Source organism: Blastocatellia bacterium (assembly GCA_035275065.1).
In the GTDB taxonomy this organism is placed as follows: Bacteria; Acidobacteriota; Blastocatellia; order UBA7656; family UBA7656; genus DATENM01.
The window spans coordinates 18,514-44,281 of record DATENM010000150.1; the positions used below are offsets into that span (position 1 = coordinate 18,514).

Annotated in this window: 16 protein-coding genes; 12 read left to right on the forward strand and 4 right to left on the reverse strand. The window is 62.9% G+C overall.

Features of this window, described 5'->3' with window-relative positions; translation table 11 throughout:
* Positions 1-100: 100 nt before the first annotated feature.
* Complete coding sequence (gene efp / locus VJ464_27545; protein ID HKQ08908.1) at positions 101-658, reverse strand: elongation factor P; 558 nt, start codon at positions 656-658, stop codon at positions 101-103.
* Between the two features lie 229 nt (positions 659-887).
* Between efp and VJ464_27550 the strand changes: the two genes are divergently transcribed.
* Both VJ464_27550 and VJ464_27555 read left to right on the forward strand, forming a co-directional pair.
* The gene (locus tag VJ464_27550) at positions 888-1,304 is read left to right on the forward strand and encodes a YkgJ family cysteine cluster protein (GenBank protein HKQ08909.1); all 417 of its coding nucleotides are present in this window, start codon (positions 888-890) and stop codon (positions 1,302-1,304) included.
* 44 nt (positions 1,305-1,348) lie between these two features.
* Positions 1,349-1,717, forward strand: a complete 369-nt coding sequence (locus tag VJ464_27555; protein HKQ08910.1) for a (2Fe-2S) ferredoxin domain-containing protein — start codon at positions 1,349-1,351, stop codon at positions 1,715-1,717.
* A 59-nt stretch (positions 1,718-1,776) separates the two neighbouring features.
* On the opposite strand, the gene VJ464_27560 is transcribed toward VJ464_27555, so the two are convergent.
* Complete coding sequence (locus tag VJ464_27560) at positions 1,777-7,584, reverse strand: ExeM/NucH family extracellular endonuclease (protein ID HKQ08911.1); 5,808 nt, start codon at positions 7,582-7,584, stop codon at positions 1,777-1,779.
* 437 nt (positions 7,585-8,021) lie between these two features.
* On the opposite strand from VJ464_27560, the gene VJ464_27565 reads away from it, so the two are divergent.
* The 5 genes from VJ464_27565 to VJ464_27585 all read left to right on the forward strand — a co-directional run bounded on the left by VJ464_27565 (position 8,022) and on the right by VJ464_27585 (position 17,369).
* Entirely contained in the window at positions 8,022-13,418 is a 5,397-nt protein-coding gene (locus tag VJ464_27565; GenBank protein HKQ08912.1) for a C25 family cysteine peptidase, read from the forward strand.
* An 82-nt stretch (positions 13,419-13,500) separates the two neighbouring features.
* Complete coding sequence (locus tag VJ464_27570) at positions 13,501-14,577, forward strand: mannose-1-phosphate guanylyltransferase (protein HKQ08913.1); 1,077 nt, start codon at positions 13,501-13,503, stop codon at positions 14,575-14,577.
* A gap of 9 nt (positions 14,578-14,586) precedes the next feature.
* Complete coding sequence (locus tag VJ464_27575; GenBank protein ID HKQ08914.1) at positions 14,587-15,948, forward strand: phosphomannomutase/phosphoglucomutase; 1,362 nt, start codon at positions 14,587-14,589, stop codon at positions 15,946-15,948.
* 395 nt (positions 15,949-16,343) lie between these two features.
* Positions 16,344-16,862, forward strand: coding sequence for a heme-binding domain-containing protein (locus VJ464_27580; protein HKQ08915.1), 519 nt, complete (start codon positions 16,344-16,346; stop codon positions 16,860-16,862).
* 6 nt (positions 16,863-16,868) lie between these two features.
* Complete coding sequence (locus VJ464_27585) at positions 16,869-17,369, forward strand: gluconokinase (GenBank protein ID HKQ08916.1); 501 nt, start codon at positions 16,869-16,871, stop codon at positions 17,367-17,369.
* 32 nt (positions 17,370-17,401) lie between these two features.
* Here VJ464_27585 and VJ464_27590 read toward each other — a convergent pair whose 3' ends face one another.
* Positions 17,402-18,199, reverse strand: coding sequence for an alpha/beta fold hydrolase (locus VJ464_27590; protein ID HKQ08917.1), 798 nt, complete (start codon positions 18,197-18,199; stop codon positions 17,402-17,404).
* Positions 18,200-18,302: 103 nt separating this feature from the next.
* A complete protein-coding gene (locus VJ464_27595) occupies positions 18,303-18,956 on the reverse strand; it encodes a peroxiredoxin (GenBank protein ID HKQ08918.1) in 654 nt (217 codons plus the stop codon).
* Between the two features lie 251 nt (positions 18,957-19,207).
* Between VJ464_27595 and VJ464_27600 the strand changes: the two genes are divergently transcribed.
* The 5 genes from VJ464_27600 (at position 19,208) to VJ464_27620 (ending at position 25,568) form a co-directional block, all read left to right on the forward strand.
* Positions 19,208-19,681: an Lrp/AsnC family transcriptional regulator gene (locus VJ464_27600; GenBank protein ID HKQ08919.1), complete on the forward strand. Its 474-nt coding sequence runs from the start codon at positions 19,208-19,210 to the stop codon at positions 19,679-19,681.
* 94 nt (positions 19,682-19,775) lie between these two features.
* Positions 19,776-20,771, forward strand: coding sequence for an EamA family transporter (locus VJ464_27605; GenBank protein ID HKQ08920.1), 996 nt, complete (start codon positions 19,776-19,778; stop codon positions 20,769-20,771).
* A gap of 75 nt (positions 20,772-20,846) precedes the next feature.
* The gene (gene bstA, locus VJ464_27610) at positions 20,847-21,374 is read left to right on the forward strand and encodes a bacillithiol transferase BstA (GenBank protein ID HKQ08921.1); all 528 of its coding nucleotides are present in this window, start codon (positions 20,847-20,849) and stop codon (positions 21,372-21,374) included.
* 97 nt (positions 21,375-21,471) lie between these two features.
* Positions 21,472-24,699: a two-component regulator propeller domain-containing protein gene (locus tag VJ464_27615; GenBank protein ID HKQ08922.1), complete on the forward strand. Its 3,228-nt coding sequence runs from the start codon at positions 21,472-21,474 to the stop codon at positions 24,697-24,699.
* Positions 24,700-24,893: 194 nt separating this feature from the next.
* The gene (locus VJ464_27620; GenBank protein ID HKQ08923.1) at positions 24,894-25,568 is read left to right on the forward strand and encodes a response regulator transcription factor; all 675 of its coding nucleotides are present in this window, start codon (positions 24,894-24,896) and stop codon (positions 25,566-25,568) included.
* Positions 25,569-25,768: the final 200 nt, after the last annotated feature.

Below are 25,768 nucleotides of genomic sequence, written 5' to 3' on the forward strand. Positions count from 1 at the left end.
AATCAACAAGCGGAGTAAAAAGTTTGAGGCGGGCCATACCCGCCTCGCCTCTACAACTGCCGCGCCCGAGGCGCGACGATTCGCCTCAACTCAGCCGCGTTTACTTGGCGCGCTCAAGGTAGGTGCCTTTCGACGGGTCAACGCGAATGCGGTCACCTTCCTTGACGAACGGCGGCACTTGCACGGTGACGCCGGTTTCGAGCTTCGCCGGCTTCGGGCTGTTCGACGCCGTCGCGCCTTTCATTTCGGGCGTCGTTTCGACGACCGTCAGCTCGACCGACGGCGGAAGTTCGACGCCGATGGGCGCGCCGTCAAAGAATTCGACCTGAATCTTGGTGCCCGGCGTCAGGTAATCTATCGCGTCGCCGAGCGATTCGCGGTCGAGGGCGATCTGGTCATAGGTCTCGGTGTTCATGAAGTGATACATGTCGCCGTCCGAGTAGAGATACTCCATCTCGTGATCTTCGAGGGCGGCGCGCTCGATGTTTTCAGTCGAGCTGAAACGCACCTCGGTCGAGGAGCCGTTCTTGAGGTTGCGCAGCTTGGCCTGCACAAAGGCGCGCAGGTTGCCCGGCGTGCGGTGCTGGAAATCGAGCACGCGGTGCGGCCCGCCGTTGTACATAATGATCATCCCGCGTCGAATGTCGTTTGCGTTCATAGCAATCAGTTTCCCTTCTCGTCGTCTGGTCGGTTTGTTATGAATTCAGCCGTCCGGCTAACCTCCTACATTACCGCATCCCGAAACCGCCATGCAAGCAAGGCTAACCGCGGCGCGGCGCTACTTTTTGTGACCCAACACACTATGAATCTGTTATAGTGTGAGCGCTCAAGACAGTCACGGCGTTCTCGCCACCTGCGTATCAACAGAGACGGATTGAAAACAAACCATGGGAAAGACATTCGATTGCCTCAACTGTGTAGGCATCTGCTGCTCAGTGTACAACCGCGTCGAAGTGACCGGGCGCGACATCAACCGCATCGCCCGACATTTCAACATCACGCCGGAAGCCGCCACCGCGCGCTTCACCAAAGTCCTCGAAGGCGAGCGCGTCCTGCGCCGCAAGAAAGACCCGCTGCTCGGCGAGACCTGCATCTTTCACGATCTTGAAAAACGGCTCTGCGGCCAGTACGATGCGCGCCCGCACGTCTGCCGCATCTGGCCCGATCACGGCGACGGCGGCTGCGTCTACTATGACGTTTTGCAATTCGAGCGCGACCAGCAGGGCAAACACAACGTCGTGCCGCTCATTCAACTGGCATACAAGGCAGAAGACAAAAAGGCTAAGGGGAGCGGCTCACGCTAAGGCCGCCAGCCGCAGTCGCGGCAGAGCTGTGCTAAGCTATGGCTATGCGCGACGAACTGCAAGCGAAGGCCGAAAAGCTCGGCGTCCATCGCATCCGCCGCCACATCTTTTTGTGTTGTGATCAGAGCAAGCCGAAGTGCGCCGACAAAGAGCTGAGCCTTGTCTCCTGGGAATACCTCAAGCGGCGGCTGAAAGAGTTGCGTCTGGTGGGCGACGGCGGCGTCTATCGCACGAAAGCCAACTGCCTGCAAATTTGCGCCGGCGGCCCCATCGCCGTCGTCTATCCTGAAGGCGCGTGGTATCACTCCTGCACGCCCGACACGCTAGAGCAGATCATCCAACGTCACCTTCTGAATGGCGAGGTCGTCGAGGAATTCCTCATTACCCGACACCCGCTCGACCGTGAGAAGTGACGAGTGACAAGAGGCGGTTGCCGGTTCCGCTCTTGTCACTCATCTTCTTCAACGCGGCCTCAGTGCTTCGACTGCGCCACCGACGGACAGGTGCAGGTGTTGTTGGCCATGTTCTGATCGGTGATGACACAGGTCGTCTGGTTGGCAATGATCAAGGTCGCCGTGCCGCGCTTCACGGCCATATCGGCAGTGATCTTGATCTTGCGATTGCCCTTGATGTGGTCGAAGGACACCGTGCAGCCGCGCACCGTCAATGTGCCGGTGCCGGTGGCGGTGACTACGCCGTTGCAGCAGAACTGGTAATCACCCGTCTGCGCATCGAATAGCACCACATTGCCGGGGTTCGACTCATCCTGTAGACAGCCCGTCCAGACGCGCACCGCGAACGAGCAGGTCGCCGTGTTGCCCGAAGCGTCGGTCGCCGTGCAGGTCACGCTCGTCGTCCCCGTCGCGAAGACCGACCCTGAAGGCGGCACACACGCTACCGTCGCCCCCGGACAGTTATCCGAAATCGCCGGCGTCGCGTAGGTCACCGTCTGCGATGTCGAGATCGGGCAGGTGATCGGCGTCACCGTGCTGATCGCCGCCGGACAACCGTTGGTGAAGACTGGCGGTTGTGTGTCGTTGACCTTGACGGTGAAGCTGCACGTCGCGTTGGGCGACACGCCGTTGCTCGCCGTACAACTCACCGTCGTCATGCCCACGGGGAAGCTGGCTCCTGGCGGCGGCGAGCAGACCACGGTCGGCGCCGGCAGGCCGGAAGCGGTCACCGTGTAGTTGACGTTGGCCGCACACTGTCCAGTGGCCGCAGCGGCGATGACAGGGCTGGCCGGACAGGTGATCGATGGCGCCGCGCCGATGTTGATCGTCACCTGGGCAAAGGAGTCCGCGCAGGGCGGATTGGCAATCGTCCACCTCAACACGATAGGCCCGGTGCCGCCCGTGTGCGTGAAGGTCGAGTTGCCGGTATGCAGGCCGCTGAAAGTTCCGGTTCCGCCGCTCTGTACCGTCCAGGTGCCGTTGCCGGAAGTGGGAGTATTGCCACCGAGGCCGGCGGTCGTGCCGCCCGGCGCAATCGTCTGATTCGGACCGACCGAGGCGGTTGTCGGCGGAGGCACGACGGTGACTGTCGTGGCGGCAGAAGGTGCGCTGGTACAGCCACTAGCCGTCACCGTCACGGTATAGCTGCCGTTCGCGGTAGCGACGTATTGCTGGCCCGTCGCGCCGCCGATAGGGCTGCTGTTCAAGTACCATTGATTGCCGCTGGCGCTGCTCGAAGTGAGGGTGACGCTGCCGCCTTGGCAGAAGGTCGTCGGGCCTCCCGGCGTGATCGTTGGCGTCGGTGGAATCGGATTGACGGTGACGACTACGGGTGACGAAGCCGCGCTGGTGCAGCCGCTGGCCGTCACCGTCACGGTATAGCTGCCGTTCGCTGTGGCGACGTATTGTTGGCCGGTGGCACCGCCAATCGGGCTGCTGTCCAGATACCACTGATTGCCGCTGGCGCTGCTTGAGGTCAAGGTCACCGAACCGCCGGCGCAAAATGTCGTCGGCCCACCTGGCGTGATCGTCGGCGTCGGTGGGGTTGGATTTACCGTTACCGTCGTTGCGTTGGAAGCCGCGCTGGTGCAGCCGCTAGCCGTCACCGTCACGGTATAGCTGCCGTTCGCGGTAGCAATGTATTGCTGGCCCGTCGCGCCGCCGATGGGACTGCCGTTCAAGTACCATTGGTTGCCGCTGGCGCTGCTCGAAGTGAGGGTGACGCTGCCGCCTTGGCAGAAGGTCGTCGGGCCTCCCGGCGTGATCGTCGGCGTCGGTGGAATCGGGTTCACCGTCACGGTCGTCGGCTCCGAGGTCTTCATGCAATCGCCGACCGTGATCGTCACCGTATAGCTGCCGCTCGCGGTGGCAGTGTACTGCTGAGACGTCGCTCCCCCGATGGGCGAGCCGTCAAGGTTCCACTGGTAACCGTCGGCGCTGCTTGAGCTCAAGACGACGCTGTCGCCCGTGCAGAAAGTCGTCGGGCCTCCCGGCGTGATCGTCGGCGTCGCCGTGTAGTCGCACGGCGGGAAGAGGCCGACAAGCACAGGGTCATGATCGGATGCCCTGTAAGGCGTGCCCGGCTGGAAGACGACGCGCGGCGGCACCAGCGCCGAGCCGTCCGGCTTCTCTTCAAAAGTAGATTCGCCGGCGTCTTTCACTTCATCGTTGTAATCGAACAGGTCGACTTCGTCGGCGTTGATGTGCCAGGCGTCCGCGCCGGTGATCTTCGCTAGCAGGCTGCTGCTGGCGAAGGCGTAGTCGAGGTGACCCAGCTCGCCGCTGAAGAGATAGGAATAAGCGTTCGCGCCGTGAAACACGGTCTCCATATCAGAGAAGCCGCCGCTCTCCAGCGTCGTCACCGGGTTTTCCTGGGCGTAAGAGTTGAAGTCGCCGAGCAACAAGATGTCCGGATCGCCCGCCGCCGGCAGCACCGTGCTGTTGATCCAGGTGAGCAGGCGGGACGCTTGCTGGGTGCGCCGGTCGTTGAAACAGCCCTGACCGTCGTTCGCGTCCGCGTCCGCGCCGGTGCCAGGGCAGCCCTTCGACTTGAAGTGATTGGCGACGACCGTAAAGCGCTCGCCGAAGGCCGGGTTCGCCGGGTCAACCACATCAAAGGTCTGCGCCGTCGGCGGGCGGTTGTGAATCGGGTCGAGGTCTACGAGCGGCGAGCCAACCGGCGACACGATGCCCGTGCGGTAGATCAACTGCACACGGATGGCGTCGGTGCCCAGCGTCCCGCCGGTGTTGACGAAAGCGTAAGGGTGCGCGCCGCCGCAGCGGGCGTTGATCGCGCCGAGCAGATCGGTGATGGTGTCGGACGGCGTCGTGTTCTCAAGCTCCATGAAAGCGTAGATGTCAGCATTGAGCGAGCAGACGACGATGGAGGCGCGCTCGCGCTGGCGGTTCAGCTCGGCAACGCTATCGGCACCGCGGCAGTCCTGGTCATGCCCCGGGCCGCATGGCCCCGAACTGTTGCTCGATGTCGTGTCAATCGTGGTGAAGTAGTTGAGCAGGTTCATGCTCACTGCCTTGATCGAGCCGCCGACGGCGGGCGGCGTCGCCGGGCGCGGATTGGCGACGGTGAAGCTCACAGGGTACGCATTGGTCGGGCGGATGCGCCAGGTGTCGGCGCCGAACCCAGGGAATGACCAGTGCAGCACGCCGGTCAGGCCATTGACCAGATCGCCGCCGCGGAAGAAGTCAGTGCCCTGCGTGCCGACCGAAAAGCCGCCGTTGGCTCGCGGGTGATAGACGTACTGCATGCCGTCGGGTTTCGAGAGGTAAGCCTCCTGCGCGTTGTTATCGTCGTCGAGGATAACAACGCGCCGGGCAAGCTCGTCCTGGTGAGCCAGGTTACCGGCGACGCTGGGCGGCGACGCTTCGGTGAACTGCCGTGGCCGACCGCCCTCGTACAACTCGATCTGACCGAAGCGCGCGAGTTCAAAATATTCTGAAACGGTCAGCGTATCGACGAAGGTCACGAGCATCCCCTCGCGCGCTTCGTAGAAAGCGTTGATGTCGCCGACAATCGGCAGATCAATGGGGGAGGGAGTCACTTGGGCAAGGTTGTTGCCGGCGTTTGTGACGACGACCGAGCCGGCAGTGCCGGCAGTGATCTCGGTCATGTTGTTGAACTCCGAGACGGTGCCGGTGACTTTCACGCGCTGCCCTTCGGCGACAGCAGACGGGCAGGTATTACAGAAGATAAATATGCCTTCCGAGGTTGCCGGGTCGGCGTCGGCATCGGCGTCCTCTTCCTGTAAGAAGAAGCCTTGCAGTTTGTCGCTGCCCTGGAAGTTAGCAACCACGACGCCTTCGACCGTGACGGTCGCGCCGGGGATCGGCGTCGCCGCGCCGTTGCCCTGAACGTCGTGAATCTTGGTGATGTCGTCGTTGACGATGGTGCCCTGGCCCTGCGTGTCCATCCCGATAGCGTTAGTGATATTGGTGACGTTGACCAAGAAGGTCTCGTCGGTTTCGGGTGTCGTGTCGCCGTTGACCAAAACATCAAAGGTATAGGTCGAAGAGCCTGCTGGAATGGTCTGGCTGGTGAGCGACTTGGCCGTGTAATCGCCCGGCTGTACCGCTGTGCCGTTAGCCGTCGCAATGTCAAACGTGACGCCGCCGGCGGGTGCTGGTGCCGATAAGCTGACGGTGAACGTGAAAGTCGTCGTGCCGGCGTTGCCTTCGTTCAGCGACACGTCGTTGATCGTCAGGTTGGGCGCGGCGTCGTCATTGACAATGGTGCCCTGGCCCTGGCCCTGGCCAGCGGTAACGGTCGCGCCGGTGACGTTGGTGACGTTGACGAAGAAAGTCTCGTTGGTTTCTGGCGTCGTGTCACCGTTGACCAGCACGGTGAAGCTGTAGGTCGAAGAGCCGGCGGGAATCGTTTGCGCGGTGAGCGATTTCTGCGTGTAATCGCTCGGCTGGGTCGCCGTGCCGTCAGCCGTCGCAATATCAAAGGTCACGCCGCCCGGGCCTGCCGGCGCGCTGAGGCTGACGGTGAAGGTGAAGCTCGTCGTGCCGGCGTTGCCTTCGTTCAGCGACACATTGTTAATCGTCAGGTTGGGCAGAGCTACGGCCGCGATAGGCACGAACGCCACACCCTGCATCGCTGTATTCGTCGCCGCGGTTGCGAGCGTCGTTGGGCTGCCGGTAATCGTCGCGTTGTAACCCGAGGTGTCGGTGAGCGTCCTGAGTGTCGTGCGTGCGGTGATGTAAAGCGTAACGGTCGAACCGCTCACGGTCCCGGTGATGCCGCGCGCCGTTGTCACTGCGATTGTGCCGTTCGCCGTCCAATTGCCGCCGACGAGGGAGTATTTTTGGATGGTGCCGCCGTCATCGGCGACATAGACGGTATCGACACCGGGCACACCCGCGTCGAGATCGGCGAAGAAAAATCCGTAGGGCGATCCGGTTGCGGTCGGAAAGCCCGGAAGATTCGTGATCGTCTGTCCGGTCATCGTCGGCGTACCGGTGCCGACGGTGGCGAGGCGGAAGGCGCCGCTCTGCGAGCTGACATACAGCTGTCCGCCGAAGATGTTCGTCGCGCGCAGGTTCGTCGGGGTCGTGCTGAGCGAGGTGGAGGTCGTCGCTCCCAACGTCGCATAGCGAATCCCGCCGCCGCCGCTCGTTCCGCTGAGCCAGAGATCCGTTCCGTTCGTCGATGTCGCGCCTCGCGGATTGCCGCCGCTGATCGCGTCAGTGAGCGCCGTCGAGGTGTCGAGCGTTCCGTTCGCGTCGACGCGGCCGATGACGCGCGGAACGGTCGCCGAGGTGCTGGTAGTGATGCTCACCGTGCCAACCGCGGCGTCGTAGCCTGAGAACACGACGTACTTGCCATCGGTCGAACGGGTCAGGAATCCTTCGGTCGTTGCGGTTCCGCTACAGACCAGCCGGCGTTGCGACCCGACGGTCGTCGTCGGTACGGCGATTGACTGCACGAGCGTCCCGCCGGTTGTGTACTCGTCCAGAAAGACGGCGGTGCCGTTTGCTGACAGCGCCGCCGCACCGTCGTTCATGCGGTAGATGATCAGATTGCCCGGCGTCAGTGCCGCCTGCGGCGCTGCGACGGTTGGTGCCGATTGGCTGCGACGGGCAGCAAGCTCTTGCGCCTGAGCCGGGCGGCGCGTCGGCAGGCTGACTGTGCCCGCCGCCGATGTGCGCATCGTCGAAAGCAGCGGGAGACAGATAAATAAGGCGACGGCAATCAATCCCGCGAGCAGGCCCGCCGGTCTGTTTGTCAATGAGTGCGTAATGAGCGTGACGACTCTGGCGCGCGGGGCCGAGTCACGTTTGGGGAAGCGCGTCTCTTTTTTCATCATGATTAAACACCTAACTCTTGCCGCGCGGCGGATCAGGATACGCCCAGCACAGAATAGAGCTTTCCTTTCACCTAAACTTCGAAATGTTTTTAGGAATCGGGCCTAAAGGATCACGACTATCGAGTCGAGGCGTAATTTTATCCGAGCCCTGGCGCAAGAGCAAGCCCCCGTAGTCGTGAAAGAGAGAATTAAGTTACTCTTAACCGCGGCTCGGTCGCTGGCCGATTCGACGGGCGGCAAGTTTTGCCGCCGCGCTCCTTTTGCGCTAGGCGGCTGGCGGCGAATGCTATAGAATGCTTCCTCTTTTTGGGGATGGTTTCCTTCACGCAAAACCCCCAACAGTTTTTCTATTGAAAGGAGTGCCCCCACTCTGCATGGTGTGCCTAGGCCGATCCCCCTGCCTGGCAAGCGCGGCGAGAGACGGGCTTTGAACAAAGATGAAAATATCACTTCCAGGTCGCGGGCGGCGCACCGGCGTTTCTCGCAAAGCGGGACTCCACACACAGGCCAGTCGATCTCTATCAAGAAGACAGTGGCTTATCCCGTCCGTCGCCACGGTCGCGCTCGTCGCCATGCTTTCGATTGCCATCGTACAGGCGGCCATCTCTTTATCAACATCTACGCCCTACACACAAAACTTTGACAGCATGGGGACATCGGCGACGGCGACCCTGCCGACCGATTGGAAGGTAGACAAACAGTCAGTCGTGCGCACCGTCGGCACTTACGCCGCGGCGGTCACCGCGACCTCGCTTGCCGGGGGGGCCAATCTATCAAGCAGTGCCGCCAATGGCATCTACAATTTTGGCTCAGGGACGACGACGACCGGAGCTGACCGGGCGGTGGGATTCCTTTCCTCCAGTAGCGGCACGCAGAGCGGCAATCTCTACGCGCAGTTCGTCAACAACACCGGCGGCAATCTCAGCGGCTTGCAGATTTCTTATGATGTTGAGAAGTATCGCAACGGCACGAATGCGAGCGGCTTCAGCATCCAGTTGTACTACTCCACCGACGGGTCAGCATGGACGAGCGCCGGCGCGAATTTTCTTACGAGCTTTGCCGGAGCCAACGCCGACAGCAACGGCTTTGCGACGGCCCCCGGAGCGACCAGCTCCGTAAGCAATCAGACCCTGACGGTGACTATCGCCAATGGCGGCAATTTCTATCTGGCGTGGAACTACTCGGTGACGAGCGGCAGCACCACTTCCAGCGCCCAGGCGCTTGCGGTGGATAACGTTTCGGTGCTGGGCATCGGCGGCGGCGGCTCGACCAACCCGGCGGGAGTTGGCGCGGCGAGCCCTTCGTCCGTCGTTCGGGGCAACACGACGCTGCTGACCGTCACGGTGACGCCCGGCAGTGGCCCTGCAAGCACAGGGCTGGCGGTGACGGCTGATCTCACGTCCATCGGCGGCTCGGCGACGCAGGCGTTTCTTGATGACGGCATGAATGGCGATGCGAGCGCCGGCGACAACATCTTCTCGTACAACGCCTCCGTCCCCGTGGGCACCAGCGTAGGCATGAAGAGCCTGCCGTTTACAGTCAGCGACGCGCAGATGCGGACGGGCACGGGATCAATCTCGCTGACGGTCACGGCGCCCGGGGGCAGCATCCGCATCCACGACATCCAGGGGGCGGGCCACACTTCGCCGCTCGTCGGCACGGCGGTAAGTGGCGTGCCGGGCATCGTCACGGCGCTGGTCTCGAACGGCTTCTATCTGCAAGACCCGACGCCCGACGCCGACGACGCCACCAGCGAAGGCATCTTCGTCTTCACCTCGTCGGCGCCGACCGTGAGCGTCGGCCATTCGGTGACGGTCAGCGGCAACGTCCAGGAGTTCCGCCCAGGAGGCGCGAGCAGCACCAGCCTGACGATCACGGAAATCGCTTCGCCCACCATCGCCATCGTATCAACCGGCAACCCGCTGCCGACCGCCACCGTCATCGGCACCGGCGGGCGCGTCCCGCCGACAACCGTGATTGAAGATGACGCGTCGGGCGGCAGCGTCGAAAACGCCGGCAGCATCTTTGATCCGGCCTCTGACGGCATCGATTTCTACGAGAGCCTTGAAGGCATGCGCGTGCAGATCAACGACGCCGTCGCGGTCAGCCACACCGTAGACTTCACCTCTAACCGCGAGCTTGCCGTGCTCGGCGACAATGGCACTAACGCCGGCATCCGCACCGCGCGCGGCGGCATCGTCATCCGCTCGACGGACTATAACCCGGAGCGTGTCATTCTCAACGACCTGATTACCGGCGGCCCGACCTTGCCGGCGGCCAACGTCAGCGACACCTTCCCCGGCCCTATCGTCGGCGTGATGGATTACACTTTCAACAACTATAAGCTCCAGGTGCAGACGCTGCCGGCTATGGTCTCGGGCGGCCTGGCCCTGGAGACCGCGACGCCTGCGGGAACGGATCAGATCGCCATCGCCACGTTCAACTGCGAGAACCTCGACCCCACCGATGGGACGGCCAGATTCGACGCGCTTGCGGATGTCATCGTCAACCGCCTGAAGTCGCCCGACCTGGTCACCCTGGAAGAGATTCAGGACAACAATGGCGCGACCAGCGACGGCACGGTTAGCGCCAGCACGACGATGGGCATGATGATCTCGGCCATCCAGTCGGCGGGCGGGCCGACTTACCAGTACCGCCAGATCAACCCTGTGAACAACGCCGATGGCGGCGAGCCGGGCGGCAACATCCGTCAGGTCTTCATGTTCCGCACAGACCGCGGCCTGAGCTTCATTGACCGCGCCGGTGGGACTTCGACCGCCGCGACCACCGTTGTCAGCGGCGCCAATGGGCCGGAGCTTTCTTTCAGCCCGGGCCGCGTTGACCCGACAAACTCGGCATGGAACTCCAGCCGCAAGCCGCTGGCCGGCGAGTTCATGTACAACGGCACACACTTTTTTGTTATCGGCAACCACTTCAACTCGAAGGGCGGCGACCAGCCGCTGTTCGGGCGCTTCCAGCCGCCGACGCTCAGCAGCGAGACGCAACGCCTACAGCAGGCGCAGATCGTCCATGACTTCGTCAATTCGATCCTGACGCTGGACGCCAACGCCAGCGTCGTCGTCCTCGGCGACCTCAACGACTTCGAGTTTTCCAACCCGCTGGTTACCTTGAAGGGCAGCATCCTCCACGCCCTGATCGAATCGCTGCCGCAGAACGAGCGCTACTCTTACAACTTCGACGGCAATGCGCAGACGCTCGATCACATTCTGATCAGCAACCGCCTGTTCAACAGCGTGCCGTTCGTCTTTGACGTGGTTCATGTCAACTCTGAATTTGCCGTGCAGACGAGCGACCATGACCCGTCGGTCGTTCGCCTGACGCTGTCGCCGACCGCCGCCCGGTTAGACGACTTCAGCGCCACCGTCGAAGGCAATGAAGTCCTGCTGCGCTGGCAGACCGGCGAAGAGACGGACAACCTGGGCTTCAACCTCTACCGCGAAGTCAGCGGCCAGCGCCGGCGCATCACCCCGCAACTGGTTGCCGGCTCGGCGCTCGTCGCCGGTCCCGGCACGCGGCTCGGCGCCGGGCGCTCTTATTCGTGGTGGGACACGTCGCAAGGCGGGGCGGGAGCCCGTTACTGGCTCGAAGAGATTGACCTCAAGGGCGAAAGCCGCTGGCACGGGCCGGTGACCGTCAAAGCGTCGGGCAGCGGCAAGCGCTCGGTGACCCGCGAGCGCCAGGCCATGACGCTCAGCATGCTGGGGCGTGAGCAAATCCAGGAAGGCGTGACGCGGCCCGTCGAAGCGACGGCTGACGAGGTGCAACTGGCGGCGAAGTCGCCTGCGGGCGTCAACCTCGGCAATCAACCGGCGGTGAAGATCGCCATCAATCACGAAGGCTGGTATCGCGTCACGCAGCCGGAGCTGGTGCGCGCCGGCCTGAGCCCGAAAGCCGATTCGCGATTGCTGCAACTTTATGTTGATGGGCGCGAGCAGCCGATGCTGGTCAGCAGTAAGAACGGCACGCGCTTTACCGGCACCGACGCCATCGAATTCTATGGCATGGGGCTGGACACGGCGGCGTCGAACACGCGCATCTACTGGCTGACGGTCGGCTCGCAGCCGGGCCAGCGCATTCAGCAACAGAAAGGCGCGGGCGTCGCCGACACGCCGACGAGCTTCGCCTACACCGTCGAGCGTAAAGATCGCACCATCTACTTCTCATCGCTGCGCAACGGCGAGCGCGAGAACTTCTTTGGCGCCATCGTCTCGCATATACCGGTTGATCAAGCGATCACCCTGCAACACATGGCGGCGAAGGCGGCGAGCGAGACGACGCTCGAAATCGCCCTGCAAGGGGTCACCGATCTGCCGCACCGCGTGCAGATTCTGTTGAACGGCGTGGCGGTCGGCGAAGCGACTTTCGATGGCCAGAGCGCCACCACCGTCAGAATGCCGCTTGCGGCGGGCTTGCTCAAAGAAGGGGCGAACGTCGTCAACCTGACTGCGCATGGCGACCCGTCTGATCTTAGTCTGGTAGATTACATTCGCGTCACCTACCCGCACACCTACACCGCCGACAATAACAGCTTGCGGCTGACGGTCGCAGGCAACCAGCCGTTGATGATCGATGGTTTCAGCAGCAGCGCCATCCGCGTCTTTGACGTGACCAGCATAGCGGCGCCGCAAGAGATCATCGGCACCACGCGAGCGACACAGGCGGGCTATGGCGTGTGGGCGATGGCTACTGGCAGCGGGCCGCGTCGCTTGCTGGTGATGACCGACGACCAGGCGCAGCGGGCGGCGGCGATCACTGCCAATCTGCCTTCGAGCTGGCGGCAGCGGGATCAAGCCGCTGACATGGTCATCATCACCCACGGCAGCTTGATCGGCAGCGCCGCGACCTTGAAGGCTTACAGGGAGAGCCAGGGGCTGCGCGTCGCCGTCGTTGATGTCGAAGACCTCTTCGACGAATTCAGCTACGGCAACAAGAGCGCCGATGCGATCAGAGACTTTCTCGGCTACGCCGCGACGAAATGGCAGCGGGCGCCGCGCTTCGTGCTGTTGCTCGGCGACGCCAGCTACGACCCGAAGAATTATCTCGGGCGCGGCGAATTCGATCTCGTGCCGACGAAGCTGATAGACACGCAGTTCATGGAGACCGCTTCGGATGACTGGCTGGCCGACTTCAACGGTGCGGGGAAGGCCGAGATGGCCGTCGGTCGCCTGCCCGTGCGCGGCGCGGACGAGGCGGCGCGGATGATTGAGAAGATCATCAGCTATGAGGGCGCGGCGGCAGTCGGCGGCGCGCTCATCGTCAGCGACAGCAGCGACAGCTTTGCCTTTGACCGGGCCGGCGATCAACTGCGAGCGCTGATACCGGCCACGGTTGCGGTCGAGCAGATTGATCGCGGCCAGATGGGCACGGCTCAGGCGAAGCGCGCCTTGCTCGACAGCCTCGGGCGCGGCCAGCGCGTCGTCAATTATCAGGGCCACGGCTCGGTAGACCTGTGGCGCGATAGTCTGTTCACGGCTGCCGACGCCCGCGGCCTGACCAACGGCGGCCGGCTGCCGCTGTTTGTGGCGATGACCTGCCTGAATGGCTATTTTCAGGATACCGCCACGGACAGTCTGGCCGAGTCATTGCTGAAAGCCGAGCGCGGCGGCGCCATCGCCGTGTGGGCTTCGTCGGGCATCACGCAGCCCGCGGGGCAGTCGCAGATGAATCAGCAGCTCTACCGACTGCTGTTTGATGAGAACGGCGGGCGCGGCACGCTCGGCGAGCTGACCTTGAAAGCCAAGGCGAAGATCAGCGACCCGGACATTCGCCGGACGTGGATTCTCTTTGGCGATCCGGCGACCGCATGGCGATAGTCGGTTGAAGCCTGCGAAGGGGTAGCGCGGACGCGAGTCTGTGCTACCCTTTTTAATTTGAGCTTAGAGAGGGAGTGAGAAGATGTTCGCAGTGATTATGGCGGGCGGGTCGGGGACGCGCTTCTGGCCCGCGAGCCGCGACCGCTTGCCGAAACAGTTTTTGAAGATCACCGGCGACCGCACCATGTTTGAAGAGACGCTCAATCGCCTGCGCCCGTTCGTCGCCGAAGATCATATCTATCCGGTCGTCGGCCAGGTTCACGCCGAGCTGACGCGGCAAGCATTGGGCGCAAGCGCCGCCCATATGCTTGTCGAGCCCGTGGGCCGCAATACGGCTGCCGCCATCGGGCTTGCGGCGATTCACGTCCGTCCGCGCGATCCCGATGGCGTGATGCTCGTGCTGCCGGCGGATCACTTCATCGCCGACCTTGAAAACTTCGCGCGCACGGCGCAGGCGGCGGCTGAAGTCGCAACCCGTGGCGCCATCGTCACCATCGGCATTCAACCGACGCGGCCCGAAACCGGCTACGGCTACATACAGGTTGGCGAAGCCACCGGTCAGGCGCTTGAGCGAAGCTATTACCGCGTTGCGCGCTTTGTCGAAAAGCCCGACCAGGCGAAGGCGCTCGAATACCTGGCGAGCAATCAGTACGCCTGGAACAGCGGCATCTTTGTTTTTACGGCGCGCACCATACTCGCAGAGATTGCCGCCTGTATGCCTGAGCTTGCCGCCGGCCTGGACGAGATCGCCGGCGCGATGGGCAGCCATGCTTATGATGAAACGCTTGAGCGGGTCTATCGCCGGCTCGCTTCGGTTTCGATTGACTATGGCGTGATGGAAAAGACCGCCGCTGCGATCTACGCTTTCAAAGCCGATTTCGCCTGGAGCGACGTGGGGAGCTGGCAGGCGCTTTATGAATTGCGCGCCACGGAAGCCGACCGTGACGGCAACCTGTTGCTCAGCGACACGGTCGCCGCCGCCGCGAAAAGTAATCTGGTTTACTCGACGACCACCCGCGCGGTGGCGCTGCTCGGCGTCGAAGGGCTGGTCGTCGTTGATACCGAAGACGCTTTGCTCATCGCCGACCGCAGCCGCTCGCAAGAGGTCAAGCAGTTCCCCGAACAGTTCAAGCGCGCCGGGCGCACAGAGCTTGGTTGAGGATAGAAAATGAATCCGCACATCTTTCGCGAATATGACATTCGCGGCGTCGTGGGCCGCGACCTGACCGACGACAGCGTCTATGATCTGGCGCGGGCCATCGGCACCTTCTTTCATCGCAACGGCGCGCGGCGCGTCAGCCTCGGGCGCGACGCCCGCGAAAGCTCGCCGCCGTTCCGCGACTTGCTGATCCGCGGCTTCAACCAGTCGGGGCTTGATGTCATAGATGTCGGCATGGTGCCAACGCCTGTGCTTTACTACACGCTCTTCACGCAGCCGGTTGAGGCCGGCGTGATGATCACCGGCAGCCACAACCCGCCGAACGAGAACGGCTTTAAAATCTGCCTCGGCAAAAGCACGATCTTCGGCGGCCAGATCAGTGAGATCAAAGAGATCGCCCTGGCGCGCGACTTCAGTAACGGGTCGGGCAACTTTGAAGTGCGCGATGTGCTCGAAGAGTACCGCGACATGATCGCCGCGAATGTGCAGCTCGGGCCACGCCGCTTGAAGGTCGTCGTGGATGGCGGCAACGGCATGGGCGGCATGGTCGGCGCGCCGCTCTACCGCGAGATGGGCTGCGAGGTGGTCGAGCTTTTCTGCGAGCCCGACAGCCGCTTCCCGAATCATCACCCTGACCCGACGGTTGTCGAGAACATGCGCTTTGCGATTGCAGCGGTTGCCGAGCACCGGGCCGATCTGGCAATCGCCTTTGACGGCGACGGCGACCGCATCGGCGTCGTGGACGAGCGCGGCGGCGTCATCTGGGGCGATCAACTGATGATCATCTTTTCGCGGGCGATTCTTGCGCGGCATCCGGGCGCGCGGTTCATCGCCGAAGTGAAATGCTCGCAAGTCCTCTATGACGACATTCGCGCCCACGGCGGCGAGGCGCTGATGTGGAAGGTCGGCCACTCGCTGATTAAAGCGAAGATGAAAGAGATCGACGCGCAGATGGCCGGCGAGATGAGCGGCCACCTCTTCTTCGCGGATCGCTACTTCGGCTACGACGACGCGGTCTATGCGGGGGCGCGGCTGCTTGAGATTCTGTCGCACACTGAAGGGCCGCTCTCCGATCTGCTCGCTGACCTGCCGCCGACCGTCTACACGCCGGAGATTCGCCTCGACTGCCCCGACGAAAAGAAATTCGCCGTCGTCGGGGCGCTTAGCGAAGAGTTCAAGCGGACGCACGATGTAATTGACATAGACGGCGCGCGCATTCGCTTCGCGCACGGCTGGGCGCTGGTGCGCGGCTCGAACACACAGCCGGTGATCGTCATGCGCTTTGAAGCCGACACCCAGGCGCACCTCGACGAGATGCGCCAACTGCTCGAAGCCCGCGCGCAGCGTTTGATTGCCGAAAGCGACGCCTAGAGCAGTGTTCAAATGGATGTAGCGCAAGGCGGTTAGATTGCGCATTGGCTCGCGCAATCTAACCGCTTGCGCTACAAGGCAAACGCAATTGAAATCCGCTCCAGCGCAAGCGAGACGATGATCGAGCGGCGCTTCTACTTTTTGATGATTGCTGAAAAAGGAGAGACGGGAGAAGCTCTACGGCTCTATAGGAGGTCGCTTCTCCCGTCTGCGGAGACATCCAGACCTAAGCAATTGCCGGCATCATAACCCGAGTCGTACAAGCTGTCTAACTCATTGTTTTTATCGCGCCAATCGAATCTGCTAATGATTCGCAGCACCCGCGCTTGACTTCATCCTGATCGCCGCCCGATGATCAAAACAGAGACCCGTGCGACGGAGGTGCGACGAGGGGGATGATCAAGAAGATATTGAAATGGGCGGGCATCACGCTGGCTGTGGCCTTCATTGTCAGTCAATTCATTCGGCCCGCCAAGACCAACCCGCCGGTTGACGAAGCCAGCACCCTGAGCGCCCGGCTGCAAGTCACGCCGGAGGTCGAAGCGATTCTTAACCGCTCGTGCGTTGACTGTCACTCGCACAAGACGGTGTGGCCTTGGTACAGCAACGTGGCGCCGGTGTCGTGGTATTTGACGCACGACGTCAACGAGGGGCGCAGGCATTGGAACGTCTCGAACTGGCCGACCGACCCGAAGCGCTCGGCGCACCGCCTCGAAGAGATGTGCCAGCAGGTCGAAAAGGGCGAGATGCCGCTGGCCATCTACGTCACCATGCACCCGACGGCGAAGCTGACGGACGCCGACAAGAAGACGCTCTGCGACTGGGCGAACGCCGAGCGCCAGCGCCTGGGCGCGGCGGCCCAGCAAGCCGCACCTGAAGGCCAGAGCGGCGAGCGCCGCCCCGAGTCGCACTAATTCGCTATGGCGCAGGCAATCATCCTGATGGGGGTCAGCGGTTCGGGCAAGACGACCGTCGGCGAACGGCTCGGCCGGGCGCTCGGCTGGCCTTACTATGACGCCGACGATTTTCACCCGCCAGAAAACGTCGAGCGCATGCGTCACGGCATCGCGCTCACGGACGAAGACCGCAAGCCGTGGCTGGCGGCGCTCGCTCGCCTGATCGTCGAAGCGCTGTCCCGTAATCAATCCATCCTGCTCGGCTGCTCGGCGCTTAAGAAAGCCTATCGCGAGCAGCTCAAGCCACCCGCCACGACCTCTGCCGCCGTGCGCTTCGTCTACCTGCGTGTGCCAATCGAAGTCGCGGCGGCGCGCACCAGGGAGCGGCGCGACCACTTCATGCCGACTTCGCTCGTCCCCAGCCAGTTCGCCGCGCTCGAAGAACCCAGGGACGCGATTGTCGTTGATGCCACGAAGTCGCCCGACGAAGTGGTGGCGCAAATTCGCCGGGCGCTCAGGCTGTAAGCAGCGCCGGCAATCGCTGATTCACCCGCGCGTCACGATAAAGGGTGGCGGCGCAGGAATCCGAGTGTCGCGCTCAGCGAGGCTTCGGGCTGGTCTGTGAAATAGATGTGACTCGCCGAGGGCAGCAGCAACAATTCGGCGCCGGAGATGCGCTCGGCGATCAAGCGGCCATTGGCTGCCGGCACCAGCTCATCTGTCTCGCCGTGAACCACCAGAGTCGGCGCTTGAATCTGCGATAAGCGCGACTCGCTCGACCACGCCATAATCGCCTGTAGCTGTGCCATGTAGGCTTCAGCGGTCGGCAGCGTCCGCCGCCGCATCGCCAGGTCTTCTTCGATGCGCTCGCGCGGCGTCTGCGCGTCGTAGATGTAGGGCACCATCGCGCGGATGGCTTCTTCATCCTCCATCGTCGCGCGGGCGAACAGCACCCGCCTGACCGCGGGGCCGGCCGACACGGCGAGCGGGCCGCCAAAAGCCGTGCAGCCGAGCACCAGCGAATGCACGCGCTCGGGGTATTGAAGCGTCAACTCTTGCGCGATCATGCCGCCCATCGAAACGCCAAGTACGTGAGCGCGCTCGACGGCGGCGGCGCTCAAGACCGCCTCGGCGTCCGCGGCCATGCCGGCAATCGTGTAAGGGCCCGCGGGAACGTCGCTGCGACCGACACCGCGATTGTCGAAGACGATGACGCGGTAATGCTCAGCCAGCGCCGGCACGACGCGGCCCCACATCTCCAGCGAATAGCCCAGCCCCATGATCATCAACAGCGGCTCGCCGCTGCCGCGCTCTTCCCAGTAGATGCGCGCGCCGTCCGCTTCAACGTAAGGCATCGTTCAGCTCTCCCTCGCGTAGACTTCAGAATAGAAAAGCGCGGGCGCCGCCTCGATGAAACGCGCAGCGCCCGCGCCGGTGGTTCAGAATGTGTAAGGCAAACTACGCGTCGGCGCCGCCCGCCTTGCCGGGCTGTTTCACCATGCGCAGGTAAGGCTTCAAGGTCTTCCAGCCTTCGGGGAACTTCTCTTTCGCCTGCTCATCAGAGATCGCCGGCGGGATGATGCAATCGCCGCCCGGCGTCCAGTTCGCCGGGGTGGCGACGCTGTAGTTGGCCATCAGTTGCAGCGAGTCGATGACCCGCAGGATTTCATCGAAGTTGCGCCCCGTGCCCATCGGGTAGGTGATCGTCAGTTTCACTTTCTTGTCCGGGCCGATGACGAAGACCGAGCGCACCGTCGCCGTCTCGCTGGCGTTCGGGTGAATCATGTCGTAAGCCTCGGCCACCTTGCGGTCGGGGTCGGCGATGATGGGAAAGTTCAGCGCCGTGCCTTGCGTCTCCTCGATGTCCTTTGCCCACCCTCTGTGCGAGTCTACCGGGTCAACGCTGAGGCCAATGACTTTTACACCGCGCTTGTCGAAGTCGCCTTTGCTGCGCGCGACCTCGCCGAGTTCAGTCGTACAAACCGGCGTGTAATCCTTGGGGTGTGAGAAGAGCACCGCCCAGTTGTTGCCAATCCATTCGTGAAAGTTAATCGGCCCTTCGGTGGTGTCCGCCGAAAAGTCCGGCGCCGTATCTCCTAATCGAATAGCCATAGTTTTGCTCCCTTTCTTCCTCGGAGGTTCATCTTGTGAGCGCGGCCCGGACGGTTTATCGTTGTTCGCTTGTCCCGTGCCTCCCCGGACTCGCCTCAATTTCACTCGCTAATCATAACACGCCCGCCCCGCCCCGTGTCACCTGCCGGCAGCGCCCCGCGGAGAGATCATAGCGACCCGTGGCCATTCACGCGAATTCTTGACCGCTAGAACTTTTCAGAATATTATTCGTTTATTGTGAGCGAAACCGTATGATCAACGAAACTGACAAGCAAATACTGAAGATTCTTCAAGAGAACGCGCGAACCACCAACGCCGAGATCGCCCGCCAGGTCGGCATGGCGCCGTCGGCGATTCTTGAGCGCGTCCGTAAGCTCGAAGAGCGCGGCGTCATCAAAGGCTATGGCGCGCAGTTGGCCGGCCACGCCATCGGGCGCGGCTTGCTGGCCTTCATCTTCGTGCGCCTGGAAGACATGGCCGGCGAGGGCAAAGCCGCCAAGGCGCTGGCGCGGATCCCCGAAGCGCTCGAAGTCCACCACGTCGCCGGCGAAGACTGTTTTCTCGTCAAAGTGCGCGCCGCCAGCACCGAGGCCCTGGGCCAGTTGTTGCGCGAGCAGATCGGCACCATCAAGGGCGTGCGCTCGACGCGGACGACCATCGTCCTGCGCACCGAAAAAGAATCTACGGCGCTGCCGTTTGAAGGCGACACACGGCGCAAAGCCTGATCGTTACCTGGGAGCGCGGGCGTCTCGCCCGCCGGTCTGACGCATTGCGGGGCTGCGGGCAAGATGCCCGCGCTCCCAGGCTGAGACAATGAACATGACACACCAAGGAGTAAACGAGCGACCGTCGCGCCTCAAGCTGGTGATGGCCTTCGCGGCGGTCTACGTCATCTGGGGCTCGACCTATCTAGCGATCCGCTACGCCATCGAGACGCTGCCGCCGCTGCTGTTTGCCGGCACGCGATTCATCGTCGCAGGTTTACTGCTCTACGGCTATGCGCGGCTGCGCGGCGCGGCGCGGCCGGCGTGGACGAACTGGCGCAAGTCGCTCGTCATCGGCGGCCTGCTGCTGCTCGGCGGCAATGGCGCGGTGGTGCTGGCCGAGCGCAGCGTGCCTTCGGGAATGACGGCGTTGTTGATCGCCACCGAGCCGCTGATGGTGGTGCTGCTCGATTGGGCGCGGCCCGGCGGGCATCGGCCCGCGGGCCGCATCATTCTGGGCCTGGCGCTCGGCATGGTCGGCATGTTTATTCTCATCGGCCCCGCTGGTCTCGCCGGCAGCAGCGAGGTCAATCTGATTGGCGCGGCGCTGTTGATTATGGCGACGGTCTCGTGGGCCGCCGGCTCGCTTTACGTCGCGAGGACGCGCACGCCGTTGTCGCCGATGCTCTTTGCCGGCATGCAGATGATCGCCGGCGGCGCGTTGCTCGCGGCCGCCGGCTTGGCGCGCGGCGAGCTGCATGACTTTGCCTTTGCGGCGGTGTCGCTGCGCTCTGTGTTATCGCTCGGCTATCTGATCGTCTTCGGCTCGCTCATTGCCTTTACTTCGTATAGCTGGCTGCTGCGGGTGACGCCGCCTTCGCTCGCCGCGACTTATGCGTACGTCAACCCGGTGGTTGCGGTGCTGCTCGGCTGGGCCTTCGCCGGCGAAACGCTCAGCCTGCGCACGATGGTCGCCGCGGCGGTCATCGTTGCCGCGGTGATTATGATTACCACGCATCAACCGCGCGCCGGGGCGAAGGTCGCGGTAGAAAAAGAGGCGGAAGCCACACCGCGCTTCGGCGAGCGCGAGTGCCTTGAATCAGGTGATTAGGGCAGGATGTAGCGCAAGCGGCTAGCTTGCGCCAGACCTGCGCAAGCTAGCCGCTTGCGCTACAAGGAGGGACGCATGACCGATCTTCGATTTCCGATAGGGCGATTCAACTGGGAAGGCGAAAGCTCGCCGGCGCAGCGCGAGCAATTCATCGACGACATCAGCGAGCTGCCGGCGCGGTTGCGCGCAGCGGTCGCGGGATTAACTGACGAGCAGCTCGACACGCCGTACCGCGACGGCGGCTGGAGCGTACGGCAGGTGGTTCATCACCTCGCCGACAGCCACCTGAACAGCTATGTGCGCTTTCGCCTGGCGCTCACCGAAGAGACGCCGACGATCAAGGCATATGACGAAGCTCAGTGGGCCGAGCTTGAAGACGCGCGCCGCGCGCCGGTCGAGGTGTCGCTTGCGCTGATCGAATCCTTGCACGACCGCTGGGTGCGCCTGTTACGTTCATTACAACCCGCAGATTTCGCCCGCGAGTTCAGGCACCCCGAGCGCGGCACCATGTCGCTCGATGCCAACCTGGGGCTCTATTCCTGGCACGGCAAGCATCACACAACACACATCACCAACCTGCGCCAGCGCATGGGCTGGAACTGATCCGCCGCGCGCTGTCTCAGCGACGTTGCGCGGCGCGGCGGAATGCGATAAATAGACGGGCTGTAGAGCGCCTCCCCCGCTTGATAAAGGAACCGTCATGCCGCGCGCCGCGCGCCGAGCCACTTGCTGCGCCGTTCACTTCGCCCTGGCGTTGTGGCTGCTCTTCGCCTGGACAGGCGAAGCCTGCGCCGAACAGTTGCCGGTCAAGATATACACCAGCGCCGAAGGGCTGGCGCATGACCGCATCCAGCGTATTCGCCGCGACTCGCGCGGCTTCCTGTGGTTCTGCACCATAGACGGCCTCAGCCGCTTCGACGGCTACCGCTTCATCAATTACAACGCCAAACAGGGTCTGCCGCATTCAGACATCATGGATATCCTGGAGACGCGCGACGGCAGGTATTGGCTCGGCACCTTTGGCGCGGGAGCCTGCTTGTTCAATCCCACGGCCGCTTCGCGAAACCTGAAGCGCGCCGATGATCCGCCCGATAGCGCCGGCAGGTTCATCAGCTTTCCTGTCGGCGACAGCGCCCTGACGAACGAAGTTCGCGTGCTGTTTGAAGATCACGCGGGCCGCATATGGGCAGGGACGACCGGCGGCCTGTTCCGGCTCGAAGAGCGCGATGGCGCAAAAGCCTTCCGGCGAATTGAGCTGAATTTGCCGTCGCCGGCGGACCAGTCGATGCGCGTCTTCGCATTGGCCGAAGACGGCGAAGGAGCCTTGTGGGCCGCCACCTCGAAGGGACTGTTCCGCATACTCCCCGACGCCCGCGTCGTCTATTACAAGCTCGGCGAGGCGAGCGATTCTCTGCCAGCCACTTCGCTCTTGCTCGATAGCGCGGGCCGCCTCTGGGTCGGCACAGGCGGAGGGGTCGTCGTTCTGAGGCCCGAAGCGATTTCGCCGACCGTCGGCTCACGGGGAACCGTCGTGCGGCAGTTGAAGAAAGCCGAGCCGTTCGCAAAAGGTTCGCTGATGGCTCTGGGCTCGCTCTTTGCCGCCGGCGATTATCGCTGGCTGACGACCGCCGACGGATTGACCGGCGACGAGGTGGGCGGCCTGATTGAATTGCCGAATCAGCGCATCTGGATCAGCACGCGTGACCGCGGGCTGACGCAGTTCGATGGCAAGCAGTTCCAACCTTACACGACGGCGCAGGGGTTGAGCAGTAATGATCTGAGCTGCCTGGCCGAAGACCGCGAGGGCAACCTCTGGGTCGGCACGCAAACCAGCGGCGCGATGAAGCTCTCAAGCAACGGCTTCACTTCTTACACGGAAAAGGATGGGCTTGACGGGATTTACATTATCTCGATCTTTGAAGAGCGCGCGGGCCGGCTCTGTATGATCAGTTACCCGCGAACCCTCAACGTCTATGACGGCAGGCGCTTTGTGACGGTTCGCCCAAACGTTCCCGACCCGGCGTCGCGGCTGGTCGCCCAGCGTTACGAAACGCTGTTTGAAGATCGTGAAGGCGAGTGGTGGGTGCCCACCGGCGTCAGGCTCTATCGGTTTGCCAGGGTGGATGACCCGGGGCGGCTGGCGCGGGCAAAGCCGAAAGCCGTCTACACGACCCGCGAAGGGCTGGCCAGCAACAGCATCACGCGGCTGTTTGAGGACCGTCGCGGCGACCTGTGGATCGGCTCGGACAGCGCCAACCCGCTGACGCGCTGGGAACGGGCGACGGGGAAGTTCACTGTCTACACACAGGCCGATGGCTTGCCGCCCAACAACCCGCCGAGCGCTTACCTCGAAGACGAGGCGGGCAATCTGTGGATGGGGTTGTTACACGGCGGGCTGGTGCGTTATCGGCGCGGGCGCTTCGAGCTGTTTAAGGAAGAGGATGGCGTCGCCGCCGGATTGATCCGGCAAATCTTTCAAGACCACAACCGGCAGCTCTGGTATGCCGCGGAGATCGGCGGGCTCGGCCGCATCGAAGATGCCGACGCCGCCCGCCCGCGCTTTGCGGCTTACACGACGGCGCAAGGGCTGGCCAGCAACAATGTGCGTTGCCTAACCGAAGATCGCTTCGGGCGGCTCTACGTCGGCACGGTCGGCGGCATTGACCGGCTCGACTTGGCGACCAACGGCATCAAGCACTACACGAAGGCCGACGGCTTGAGCTACACAGAGCTTGGCACCGCCTATTGTGATCGCGATGGCGGCTTATGGTTCGGCATGTGGCGTGGCCTCTCGCGCCTGGTGCCGCAGCCCGAGCAGCCGCTTCCGCCGCCGGTCTTCATCTCCGGGCTGCGCCTGACCGGCGACGCCTTCCCGATTGCCGACAACGGCGAGGCGCAAGTCATCTTGCCTGAGCTGCAAGCGAACAACAATCAACTGGAGATCGAATTCCTCGGCCTCGACTTTTCGCCGGGCGAGGCGCTGCGCTATCAGTTCAAGCTCGAAGGCGCGGGCGGCGATTGGACGCCGCCGACCGACCAGCGCAGCGTCAATTACCCGAACCTGCCACCGGGCGCTTACCGCTTTCTGGTGCGCGCCATCAGCGCCAACGGCATGATGAGTGACGCGCCGGCCGTGGTCGGCTTTCGCGTCCTGCCGCCGGTGTGGCGGCGCTGGTGGTTTATCGCACTGGCAGTGATTCTGGTCGCCATCCCTTTTCTGGCCATCGCGCGCTATCGCCAGCAGCGCATGAAGGCGGTGCGCGAAGCCGAAGAGGCGTTGCGAAAAAGCCGCGAAGAACGCCTGCGCGACCTTGAGCGCGTGCGCCGCCGCATCGCTACGGATTTGCACGACGACATCGGTTCGAGCCTCACACAGATTTCGATCCTCAGCGAAGTGGCGCGGCAGCGGATCAACGGCGATGACGCGCAACTGTCGGCGCCGCTGGCGATGATCGCCGGCGCTTCGCGTGAGCTGATTGATGCGATGAGCGACATCGTCTGGGCGATCAATCCGCAGAAAGATCATCTGAGCGACCTGACGCAGCGCATGCGGCGCTTTGCCAGCGACGTGCTGACGGCGCGCAGCATCAGTTTTGCCTTCCGCGAGCCCGACGAAGAAGAGGATGTGCAGCTCGGCGCCAGCATTCGCCGCGAAGTCTTTCTGATCTTCAAAGAGAGCATCAACAACATGGTACGCCATGCGGGCTGCACCACCGCCGGGATCGATTTTCAGATCGCCGCCGGGGCGCTCAAGCTAGAAGTCAGCGACAACGGCAAAGGCTTTGACCCGGCGCAACAGAGCGAAGGCCACGGGCTGTTGAGCATGCGGCAGCGCGCCGAGGCGCTCGGCGGCAGGTTTGAAATCGCCTCGCGCCAGGGCGAAGGCACGCGGATGCGGCTAGAGCTGCCGCTCGCCGGTCAGTCGTGAACCGATGATGGTTTTCGATTGCGTTTGCCCTGTAGCGCAAGGCGGTTAGATTGCGCATTGACTCGCGCAATCTAACCGCCTTGCGCCACACCCGATTGATCACCGCTCTAAAAGAGACTACAAGAGTTCGTAGTGACGGAACGCGGTTTCGGGTGTAGCTTTGAGGCAAGCTTAAGGATCGAAGGTCAACGCGTATGTCGCAAGAGCCTGAGACGGCACAGGCCCCGCCTGCGCCGACCATCCGTGTGACGATCATCGAAGACCGCCGTGAAATCCGCGAAGGGCTGGCAATGCTCATCAACGGCACGGCGGGCTACCAATGCATCGGCGCTTACCGCTCGATGGAAGAGGCGCTTGAGCGCATCCGTCAGCCGTTGCCTGACGTGGCACTCCTCGACATCGGGCTGCCCGGCATGAGCGGCATCGAAGGCTTGCGCGTCCTTAAAGAGCGTTACCCCGACATGCTGTTGCTGATCCTCAGCGTCTATGACGACGACGAGCGCATCTTCGACGCCATGTGCGCCGGCGCTTCGGGCTATTTGCTGAAGAAGACGCCGCCGCTGAAGCTGCTCGAAAGTCTCAGAGAAGCGGTGCAGGGCGGCGCGCCGATGTCACCCGAAGTCGCCCGCCGCGTCATCTCTTTGTTCCGCGAGATTCGCCCGCCAGAGCGCGCCAACTATAACCTGACGCCGCACGAGACGCGCCTGCTCAAGCTCTTCGTCAAGGGCCACAACTACAAGACCGCCGCCCAGGAATTGAACGTCACGGTTCACACCATCTCCTTCCACCTGCGCAGCATCTACGAGAAACTACAAGTTCACTCAAAGAGCGAAGCCGTCGCCAAAGCGCTCCAGAACCGCCTCGTCTGATCTCTCCTGAATCGTAAAAATCCGCGATTTTCCTGGGATTTTTGTGTCTGACCGGCGGTCGGGCGGTGACCGTTTGTATCGTAAATCGCATTAACGCGTGGCTACGAATGTACGTGGTGACGCCACCGAGTGACTCGCGTATCTTCGTGGCGTGGTCGGCAATGATTGAAGCCGGCCGCGAAAAAAAGATGAGAAGGAGA

Excerpts from the sequence above, each read along its gene's own strand:
- efp (HKQ08908.1), bottom strand. The coding sequence starts at position 658 with ATGAACGCAAACGACATTCGACGCGGGATGATCATTATGTACAACGGC.
- VJ464_27550 (HKQ08909.1), top strand. The coding sequence starts at position 888 with ATGGGAAAGACATTCGATTGCCTCAACTGTGTAGGCATCTGCTGCTCA.
- VJ464_27555 (HKQ08910.1), top strand. The coding sequence starts at position 1,349 with ATGCGCGACGAACTGCAAGCGAAGGCCGAAAAGCTCGGCGTCCATCGC.
- VJ464_27560 (HKQ08911.1), bottom strand. The coding sequence starts at position 7,584 with ATGATGAAAAAAGAGACGCGCTTCCCCAAACGTGACTCGGCCCCGCGC.
- VJ464_27565 (HKQ08912.1), top strand. The coding sequence starts at position 8,022 with ATGAAAATATCACTTCCAGGTCGCGGGCGGCGCACCGGCGTTTCTCGC.
- VJ464_27570 (HKQ08913.1), top strand. The coding sequence starts at position 13,501 with ATGTTCGCAGTGATTATGGCGGGCGGGTCGGGGACGCGCTTCTGGCCC.
- VJ464_27575 (HKQ08914.1), top strand. The coding sequence starts at position 14,587 with ATGAATCCGCACATCTTTCGCGAATATGACATTCGCGGCGTCGTGGGC.
- VJ464_27580 (HKQ08915.1), top strand. The coding sequence starts at position 16,344 with ATGATCAAGAAGATATTGAAATGGGCGGGCATCACGCTGGCTGTGGCC.
- VJ464_27585 (HKQ08916.1), top strand. The coding sequence starts at position 16,869 with ATGGCGCAGGCAATCATCCTGATGGGGGTCAGCGGTTCGGGCAAGACG.
- VJ464_27590 (HKQ08917.1), bottom strand. The coding sequence starts at position 18,199 with ATGCCTTACGTTGAAGCGGACGGCGCGCGCATCTACTGGGAAGAGCGC.
- VJ464_27595 (HKQ08918.1), bottom strand. The coding sequence starts at position 18,956 with ATGGCTATTCGATTAGGAGATACGGCGCCGGACTTTTCGGCGGACACC.
- VJ464_27600 (HKQ08919.1), top strand. The coding sequence starts at position 19,208 with ATGATCAACGAAACTGACAAGCAAATACTGAAGATTCTTCAAGAGAAC.
- VJ464_27605 (HKQ08920.1), top strand. The coding sequence starts at position 19,776 with ATGACACACCAAGGAGTAAACGAGCGACCGTCGCGCCTCAAGCTGGTG.
- bstA (HKQ08921.1), top strand. The coding sequence starts at position 20,847 with ATGACCGATCTTCGATTTCCGATAGGGCGATTCAACTGGGAAGGCGAA.
- VJ464_27615 (HKQ08922.1), top strand. The coding sequence starts at position 21,472 with ATGCCGCGCGCCGCGCGCCGAGCCACTTGCTGCGCCGTTCACTTCGCC.
- VJ464_27620 (HKQ08923.1), top strand. The coding sequence starts at position 24,894 with ATGTCGCAAGAGCCTGAGACGGCACAGGCCCCGCCTGCGCCGACCATC.